The sequence below is a fragment of the Streptomyces sp. WELS2 genome, assembly GCF_013870595.1.
Taxonomy (GTDB): Bacteria; Actinomycetota; Actinomycetes; order Streptomycetales; family Streptomycetaceae; genus Streptomyces.
Map to the genome: position 1 here is coordinate 1 of NZ_JACBWZ010000201.1, position 8969 is coordinate 8969.

Sequence of the window (8969 nt, forward strand, 5' to 3'; positions counted from 1 at the left end):
GCCGGTGGGGGAGTCGGTGCGGGGGATGCCGCCGGTGAACAGCGGCTGCGGCGCGGACCAGCCGTCGGGGTTGGTGGGGTCGCTCGACGTGCGGTAGCTGAAGGGCCACGGACCCCACTGGTAGGCCAGCACCCAGGTCTTCTTCGGCGCGAAGTAGAACAGCGTGGGCGCCACCGCCTTCTGGCTCATGCCGGTCTGGCGGGCCGAGGCCATGTCCGACCAGTTCGTGAAGGGGGCGAACGCCATCGAGCCGTACGACGATCCCGACGCGTTCGACGCGTAGACCAGGTGCTTGCCGTTGTACGTCACGGTGGTGAAGTCCTTCAGCGAGGTCCACCCGTTCGCCGGCTGCGCCAACGGACCCGTCGACGTCCACCGGTACGCCGACGGAAGAGCGCACGTACCGCCGCCCGCCGGCGCGGTCGACCTGAGGTTCCAGTGCTGGTGGGCACCGCCCTCGGAGTCCCGGATCTGGACGGGGGTGCCGTTGGCGGTCCGGCCGCCGGGGATCTCCAGCGCCCGGCCGTCGGCGACGTTGGTCAGCGTGTAGGTGCCGTCGCCGTTGCGCGTGGCCCGCCAGTGCTGGTTGGCGCCGCCGGTGGAGTCCCACACCTGCGCCCTCGTCCCGTTGCCGGTCCGGTTGCCCGGCTCTTCCAGTACCCGGCCGCTGGCGACGTTGGTCAGTGTGTAGGTGCCGTCGCCGTTGCGGGCGGCCCGCCACTGCTGGTTGGCGGCGCCGGCGGCGTCCCACACCTGGAGCGGAGTGCCGTTGCCGTTGTAGCCCGCGGGCTGGTCGAGAACGCGTCCGGAGGCCGCGTTGGAGAGCGTGTAGACGGCGCCGGAGGTGATGTCACCGCCCGGCGTGCCACCCCCCGCCGTGCCACCGCCGTTGCCGCCCAGGGCGGTGAGCACCGCACCGTAGGCGGGCTTCTTCCTGCCGCCGCCGTCGAACAGCAGCGGGTTCTCACCGGTGCGCCACGAGTCGCTGTCGCGGATGCCCCACACCGTGATGCCCGTGCAGCGGGCGACGTCCATGCAGGCCTTGACCGCGTTGGTGTACGCGCCGGCGGACGCCTGGGCGATGTCGAGCTCGGTGATCTGGACGTCCACGCCGAGCGCGGCGAAGCGGGACAGCGTGGTCCGGAAGCTCGCCGGCGGCCCGCCGGCGCCGAAGTGGCTCTGGAAGCCGACGCAGTCGATGGGCACGCCGCGGGACTTGAAGTCCTTGACCATCCGGTAGACGCCCTGGGTCTTGGCGTCGGACCAGTTCTCGATGTTGTAGTCGTTGTAGCAGAGCTTGGCCGCGGGGTCGGCCTTCCGGGCGGTGCGGAAGGCCTCCTCGATGAAGCCGTCGCCCAGGACCTTCTGGAACACGAAGTCGCGGTGCCGGCCGCTGCCGTCTTCGAAGGCCTCGTTGACCACGTCCCAGGCGTAGATCTTGCCCTTGTAGTGGCTCATCTCCTGGGTGATGTGGTTGTTCATCACCGATCGCAGCGTGCCGGCGTCGTTGATGGACTTCACCCAGTCGGGCAGCTGCTTGTACCACACCAGGGTGTGGCCGCGCAGCCGCTGGCCGTGCGCGGAGGCGTGGCTGACGATCGAGTCGGCCGGGCCGAAGCGAAAGTTGCCCCGGGAGGGTTCGACGGTGTCCCACTTCATCTCGTTCTCCGGGGTGACCATGCCGAATTCCCGGTCGAGAACGGTGGAGTACGTCGAGTCGCCGAGCCTGCCCGAGGCCACTGCCGTGCCGAAATAGCGGCCGCTGCCCGCCATTCGTCGGGCATGTCCACCGCCGAACAGCGCACCATCGTGCCGGTCCCCGCCGGGTGGCGCCGGATGTCCCGTACGAACCGCTCGACCGCCTCGATGCCTTCACTGCGCCCGAGTGGTCCCCAGAACACCACGTCCGGGGTCAGGGCCTGGGAGAGCAGGGCCGTCACATAGTTGTCGTCCGAGGCGTTGAACGCGGAGATGAACGTGTCGATCGCGGACCGCGCGGTCTCTTCCTGCATGCACCAGTAATACCAGCCGCCGTTCGTGGAGCGCCCGTTCCCCCGGCCGGGGCCTCAACTCCGCAGCGCGACGAGCCCCGCCGCCGTCTCCGTGAACCCGCAGGCGTCCAGGAGGAAGGCGTGGGCCCCGCCGTCCCAGGCGACGTTCACGAAGTCGTAAGTGATCGTCACGCCGCCGCATCGTACCCACCGGACCGGCCCGTCACCACGTGCCGGGCACCGGTCACAGGCCCATGACGTCGAACAGGAGGGACGGGTCCGGCTCCGCCGCCCGGTCCAGGGTCTGCTCGGCCCAGATGACCTTCCCCCGCGGCGCGTAACGGGTCCCCCACAGGTCCGCGAACTGGGAGACGAGGAACAGCCCCCGGCCGCCTTCGTCCGTGCTGGCCGCGCGCCGCAGCCGGGGCGAGGTGTTGCTGCCGTCCGACACCTCGCAGACCAGGGTGCGGCCCAGCAGCAGCCTGACCCGCACGGGCGGGGCGCCGTAGCGGATCGCGTTGGTCAGCAGTTCGCTGAGGATGAGCTCGGTGGCGAACGCCGTCTCCTCCAGCCCCCAGTCGGCCAGCCGCCGGCTCACCTCGCCCCGTACCCGGGGCACCGCCGTCACATCGAACGGCACGTCCCAGGTCGCCACGCAGGACGGGCTGAGCCGCCGGGTCCGGGCGACCAGCAGGGCCACGTCGTCACTGGGGCGCTCGGGCAGCATCCGCTCCACCAGGGCGCGACAGGTCTCCTCCGGCGTCCGGTCCGCGTGCGCGATGGTCGAGGAGAGCAGCGCCAGGCCCTCGTCGACGTCCCGGCCCCGGCTCTCGATCAGACCGTCGGTGAACAGGACCAGCCGGCTGCCCTCGGGCAGCTCCAGCTCACCGGTCTCGAAGGGATGCCCGCCCACCCCGAGGGGCGGCGACAGGGGGAGGTCCGGGAAGGTCACCCGGCCCTCCGGATCCACCACGGCGGGCGCCAGATGCCCGGCGCGGGAGACGGCGCAGCGCCCGCAGACCGGGTCGTAGACGGCGTACAGGCAGGTGGCACCGGTGAGCGGCACATGGTCGTCGTCGGCGGTCGCGGTCTGTGTGTCCAGCCGGGTCACCATCTCGTCCAGGTGCCCGAGCAGCTCGTCGGGGGTGAGGTCCAGCGACGAGAAGTTCAGCACGGCCGTGCGCAGCCGCCCCATGGTCACCGCGGCCTGCATCCCGTGCCCCACGATGTCCCCGACGACGAGCGCCACCCGGAACCCGGGCAGGGGGATGACGTCGAACCAGTCGCCGCCCACGCCCGCGCGGGCCGGCAGATACCGCGAAGCGATCTCCAGCACGTCCTGCTCCGGCAGCCCCACCGGCAGCAGACTGCGCTGCAGCGTCACCGCCATCTCGTGCTCACGGGCGTAGCGGCGGGCGTTGTCGATGGCCACGGCGGCCCGGGCGACCAGCTCCTCGGCCACCGCGACGTCCTCCTCCTCGAACCGGGGAGAGCCCGCGCCGCGCCAGAAGTCGGCCATGCCGAGGGTCACCCCGCGGGCCCGCAGCGGCACCGTGATCAGCGAGTGGATGCCGTAGTCCAGCGCCCGCTCGGCCCCGCCGGCGTCCCGCGCCCGCCAGTCCTGGGCGGTGCGCAGGTCCGGCACCAGGACGGCCTTGCCCCGGCGCAGTGCCGCCGCCATCGGGGTGTCGGCCATCACGAACCGGATCACCTCGCCCACCGGCTGCAACGGGTGCCCGGTGTGCGTGGTGCGCAGCGCGGTACGGCGCATCTCGCGCACCGCGCTCGTGGGCTCCTCGCCGCGCAGCACCGAGTCCAGCAGCTCCACGGTGACGAAGTCGGCCATGCGCGGCACCGCCATCTCCGACAGCTCCTCGGCGGTGCGCCGCACGTCGAGCGTGGTGCCGATCCGCATGCCCGCCTCGTACAGGAACGACAGCCGGCCCCGCGCCAGCTCGGCCTGCCCGGACAGGGCCAGCAGCTCCGTGGTGTCACGGAAGGTGGCCACGAGCCCCGGAGCGCCGCCGTAGGGGGCGGTGGGCCGGATGTTCACCGCCAGCAGCCGGTCCCCGGCCTGGACGACCTCGTCGGACGCGGCCTCGCCCGCCTCCAGCAGCCGGGTCGGCCCCGGCCCCAGCCCCAGCTCCCGCACCCGGCGCCGGTCGGCGTCCCGGGGCAGGTCCAGCAGTCGGCGCGCCTCGTCGTTGGCGAGCAGCACCCGGCCGTCGCCGCCGAGGATCAGCACCCCCTCGCGCACGGCGTGCAGTACGGCGTCGTGGTGCTCGTACATCCGGGTCATCTCGGCCGGGCCGAGCCCATGGGTCTGCCGCAGCAGCCGGCGGCTGACCAGGGCGGCGCCACCGGTCGCCAAAACCAGGGCCCCGGCCGCCGTGCCGAGCAGCACCGGCAGCTGGCGGACGAGGACGCCGCCCACGTTCACGTACTCGATCCCCGCGGTGACGACGCCGACCACGCGCCGGCTCGGGTCGGTCACGGGGACGAGGGCGCGTACCGCGTCGGCCGGCCGGCCGTGGAAGGTCTCGGTGAACGTCTCTCCGAGGAGCGCCTGGCCGACTCCCTCGGCCTTGGTGCCGATCAGGGCGGGGTCCCGGTCGGTCAGCCGGACCCCGTGCTTGTCCAGGACGGAGACGAAGTCCACGCCGGATCCCTTGCGCACCTGTTCCGCCTCCGGCTGGAGCCTGGCCGTCGGATCCGGCGAGCGCAGTGCCTGTGCCGTCCCGGGGGCGTGGGCGAAGGCCTCGGCCACCGCCAGCGACCGGTCCATGGCGCTGCGCTCGGCGTCGTACTTCCCCTGCACCACCAGCGCCGCGGCCCCCACCGCGACCAGCATCAGCATGATCAGCGCCTGGAACAGGAAGACCTGCGCGGCGAGGGTGCGGACGCTCAGGGACGGCGAGATCCGGCGCCCGCGAAACGGCCACGGCACTCGCCGACGGGGCGGATCGGAGGCCCACCGGGTGCCGGGCGGCGGCGCCGCTTTCGCCCTTGGACGGCGGAAACGTCCGCTCATCTCCCTTTTCTAGCACTGTGGCTCGGGGAGCGGCGACCGCTGTGCGCCGGCCGCGCGGGATGTCGTGACACCGGCGTGGGCCGGGCGGGTGAGGGGGCCGCCGGGCCGGGGCTGCTCCGGACGGATGGCGGCCGGCGCCCGTCCGCCGAGTGGAGGCCGGTCCCGGGCATGCTGGGTTTCGTACCGGCCGGGGCGGAAACATGCCGCTGAGCGGAGCAATCGCCGGTGCGCCGCGCACGGGCGCACCAGGCTGGGGACCTTGTCGTGCGCTGCTGTGACAGGAGTCCGTGTGCGAAGACCACGTATGCCGAAGCCTGGACATACCGGTCGGGAGCCGGAGGACGGCGCCGGTGCGCGGACGCGCTTGCCGGAGCGTCCAGGATGGCTGCGGTGGCTGCCGGTCCTGTACGTCGCCGCCGTCCTGCTGCTGGAGCCCGCGACCCCCGTCGACTGGCCGGTGAGCTTCGTGCTGATCGCCCTGCCCCTGGTGACCGCGTTCGCCTACGGTCCGGTGGTCGTCGCCGGTGCCACCGTGTTCGCCGCCGTCCTGGAGGGTGTCCTGGCCGGTACCCCGTGCTGTGCCGGCCGGCCCGTCGGCTATCTGTGGGACCGCTACTACGTGGCCTCCTACGTCTGCACGGCCCTGGTGGGCGTCCTCGGCGCCATCCTGGCCGCGCACCGCACACACCGCGAGCGCACCCTCGCCGACGTGCGCTTCGTGGCCGACATCGCCCAGCGGGTGCTGCTCCGGCCGGTTCCGCACCGGATCGGCGACCTCCTCCTGGACAGCCTCTACCTGTCCGCCGCGGCGGAGGCGCGCATCGGCGGGGATCTCTACGAGGCCGTCCCCACCCGGTACGGCACCCGGCTGCTCATCGGCGACGTACGGGGCAAGGGACTGCTCGCGGTGGAGACCGCCGCGGCCCTGCTCGGCGCGTTCCGCGAGGCGGCGCACGACGAACCCGCGCTGCCCGCCCTGGCCGACCGGGTGGAGACCAGCATGGACCGCAGGGCGGCCCTGCTGGGCGGGAACGAGGTGGGCGAGCGGTTCGTGACCGCCGTCTTCGTGGAGATCCCCGCCGGGCAGACGGTGCTGCGCGTGGTCAACTGCGGTCATCCGCCGCCCGTCCTCATCCGTTCCGGGGAGGTCCGCGAACTGGACAGCGGACGGTCGGCCCCGCCGCTCAACCTCGGGGTGCTGGCCGGGGAGCCCTACCACGTCGAGGAGTACGCCTTCCACCCCGGCGACCAGCTGCTGCTCTACACGGACGGCATCACCGAGACCCGCGACCGGGACGGCTCCTTCTACCCGCTCCTGCAGCGCCTGCGCTCCTGGCGCTCCCTCCCGCCCCAGAGGCTCCTGGAACAGCTCCACCACGACCTGCTGGCCTACAGCGGCGACCGCCTCCAGGACGACATCGCGGCGCTCGCGGTCTGCCTGCCCGCCGACGGCCCGGCCGGCCCCTGACGCGAGCGGCTGCGACGGCTGGGGAGCTGTTCGGAAGCGACGGAAGGGGGCGCGTGGCGAGGCGGTACCGCCGTACCGGCACGAGGTGCCGGCCGATGTGCTCGGGCTTACGCCCCTGTCGTGTCCGTGCGGTCCGCGGACGGGCGGGCGACGGCCCAGGCCGCCTCGATCATCCGGAAGATCTCGTCCAGCGCGGCCTCCGGGTCGGCCGCCTCCCGGGCCAGCGAATAGGCGTCGATCACGAACCTCGCGACGGTCCGGCACGCCGTCGTGGCCGGTGGCAGTCCGAGATCGGCGGCGATGGCCGCCGCCAGCGACTCCGCGTGGCGCAGCCGCATCGACTTCTCGTAGTCCAGCAGGGCCGGTGACGCGTCGATCATGCGCCAGACCGGGGCGGCGTCGTCCCCCGTGCAGTGGTGCACCAGGGCCTGGACCTCGCGGCGCAGCGCGGGGATGAGCGGATCGCCCGGCGCCCGGTCGGTGACCGCCTGGGTGAGGCGCCGCTCGAAGTCCTGGTCCTGGTCGAACACCAGGGCCTCTTTCGAGGGGAAGTGGGCGAAGAGCGTCGTCACGGCCACGTCGGCCTCCGCGGCCACGTCACGGATGCCCACCGCCTCGTACCCGCGCTCCATGAAGAGCCGCAGGGCGGCGTCGGCGATCTTCTGGCGGGTCGCGGCCTTCTTGCGTTCACGGCGTCCGATCGGCGCGGTCATGGCGCAACGCTACCAAATACGAAGGCGAAACGGTTACATAAAGCTAACCGTTAGTGCTACGGTCGGCGCCATGAGGAAAGTGAGCTTCGCCGAGTTCGGCGGTCCCGACGTCCTGCACCTCACGGATGCCGAGGAGCCCCACGCGGGCCCCGGCCGGATACGCGTCGCCGTGCGGGCGGCGGGCGTGAACCCCTTCGACTGGCGGCTCCGGGAAGGCCAGTTCCAGGGGACCCGCCCGATCGAGTTGCCTTCCGGGCTCGGCCTGGACGCCGCCGGAGTGGTGGACGAGGTCGGCGAGGGCGTCGAAGGGGTCGAGCCCGGCGACCGTGTGTTCGGCGAAGGGTCGAGCACCTACGCCGAGTTCGCCGTGCTGTGGGCCTGGGCCCGGATGCCCGAGGGACTGACGTTCGAGGAGGCGGCCGGATACCCGTCCGTGATGGAGACCGCGCTGCGCGTCATCGGCGAAACCGGTGTTCGCCCCGGCCAGACGCTGCTGGTCAGCGGCGCGTCCGGGGGAGTCGGATCGGCGGTGCTGCAGATCGCCCGCGACCGAGGCATCACCGTGATCGGCACGGCCGGGGCCGCCAACCAGGACTATCTGCGCGACCTGGGCGCCCTCGCCACGACGTACGGCGCGGGCTGGGTGGAGCGGGTGCGTCGACTCGGCCACGTCGACGCCGCTCTCGATCTGGCCGGCTCCGGCGTGATCCGCGAACTCGTCGAGCTCACCGGGGATCCACGCAAGGTGGTCTCCATCGCCGACCTCGGCGCGCAGGAGTTCGGTGTCCGGTTCTCCGGGGAGGCGGGCAGCATGCCGGACGCGCTCGCCGAGACCGTCCGTCTGCTCTCGCGCGGCAGGCTCCACATCCCGGTCGAGAGGGCCTACCCGCTCGCCGAGGCCGCGGCGGCACACATCGACAGCCGGGCCGGTCACACGCGCGGGCGCCGCGTCCTGATCGTCTGACGGCCGGCCGGCGCCGTCCGTGAGCGGACGCCGGCGAACGGGGGCCGGGCTCCGCGGAGTCCGGCCCCCGTTCGCGCGTAGCCGTTCGTGGAAGGCTCCCGTGTGCCCTGCCGGGAGGGCGGTCCGGTGCGGGCGCCGGTCAGAGGGCGGAGACGGTGCTCTCCACGATGTCGAGCAGCGCGTCCCTGTCCTTCTGGACGCGGGCGAGCACGCGCAGTCCGTAGTACGTGGTGAGAATCCGGCGGGCGAGCGCCCCGGCGTTCCGCTGCGCGGCGATCTCGCCGGAGCGCTGCCCCCGCGCGATGGTCTGGGTCAACGCCCGCTCCACCGTGGTGAAGTGCCGGCGGACCTCCTCGCGGACCTCGTCGTCCGAATCGGCTTTCTCCACCGACGCGTTGATGCTGAAACACCCGGAGGCCCCGGAGTCCGCCAGGTCGGTGTCGACGGCGTGGACCATCAGGTCCCGCAGCCGTTCCTTGACCGGGCCGGGCCGGTCGAGGAGCGCGGTCTGCTCGGCGGTGTGCGTGTCGTAGTAGTGGCGCAGGGCCCGCAGGTACAACTCCCGCTTGTCACCGAAGGTGTTGTACAGGCTCGACTGGCCGAGTCCGGTCGAGTCGGAGAGGTCACGGGTCGAGGTGGCCTCGTACCCCCGCCGCCAGAAGGTTTCCATGGCGGCGGTGAGGACGTGCGTCTCGTCGAACTTCCTGGGCCTGGCCATACCCGCATTCTACGTATTTTGGAGCGAGCGCACGGAAACCTGGGCCGCCGCCGCGACGGCCTCGCTCTCGATCGGCCGGCCGGG

General features: G+C 72.7%; 6 protein-coding genes and 1 pseudogene. 2 read left to right on the plus strand and 5 right to left on the minus strand.

What is annotated here, in order from left to right; translation table 11 throughout:
* The 3 genes and pseudogenes from H5J33_RS14540 to H5J33_RS14550 all read right to left on the minus strand — a co-directional run.
* A partial coding sequence (locus tag H5J33_RS14540; protein ID WP_181795330.1) for a non-reducing end alpha-L-arabinofuranosidase family hydrolase occupies positions 1–1773 on the minus strand: 1773 nt, incomplete at its 3' end.
* Positions 1770–2012: pseudogene (locus H5J33_RS14545) on the minus strand (nuclear transport factor 2 family protein); the annotation flags it as partial. The gene H5J33_RS14540 and the pseudogene H5J33_RS14545, both read right to left, overlap by 4 nt.
* A gap of 223 nt (positions 2013–2235) precedes the next feature.
* Positions 2236–5022, minus strand: coding sequence for a SpoIIE family protein phosphatase (locus H5J33_RS14550; RefSeq protein ID WP_181795331.1), 2787 nt, complete (start codon positions 5020–5022; stop codon positions 2236–2238).
* 385 nt (positions 5023–5407) lie between these two features.
* Between H5J33_RS14550 and H5J33_RS14555 the strand changes: the two genes are divergently transcribed.
* Positions 5408–6490: a PP2C family protein-serine/threonine phosphatase gene (locus H5J33_RS14555; protein WP_181795335.1), complete on the plus strand. Its 1083-nt coding sequence runs from the start codon at positions 5408–5410 to the stop codon at positions 6488–6490.
* Positions 6491–6597: 107 nt separating this feature from the next.
* On the opposite strand, the gene H5J33_RS14560 is transcribed toward H5J33_RS14555, so the two are convergent.
* Complete coding sequence (locus H5J33_RS14560; protein ID WP_181795332.1) at positions 6598–7203, minus strand: TetR/AcrR family transcriptional regulator; 606 nt, start codon at positions 7201–7203, stop codon at positions 6598–6600.
* A 70-nt stretch (positions 7204–7273) separates the two neighbouring features.
* Here H5J33_RS14560 and H5J33_RS14565 point away from each other — a divergent pair, with 70 nt between their 5' ends.
* Positions 7274–8167 (plus strand): NADP-dependent oxidoreductase, encoded by an 894-nt coding sequence (locus tag H5J33_RS14565; RefSeq protein ID WP_181795333.1) that lies wholly within the window; start codon positions 7274–7276, stop codon positions 8165–8167.
* 139 nt (positions 8168–8306) lie between these two features.
* On the opposite strand, the gene H5J33_RS14570 is transcribed toward H5J33_RS14565, so the two are convergent.
* Entirely contained in the window at positions 8307–8885 is a 579-nt protein-coding gene (locus H5J33_RS14570; RefSeq protein ID WP_181795334.1) for a TetR/AcrR family transcriptional regulator, read from the minus strand.
* Positions 8886–8969: the final 84 nt, after the last annotated feature.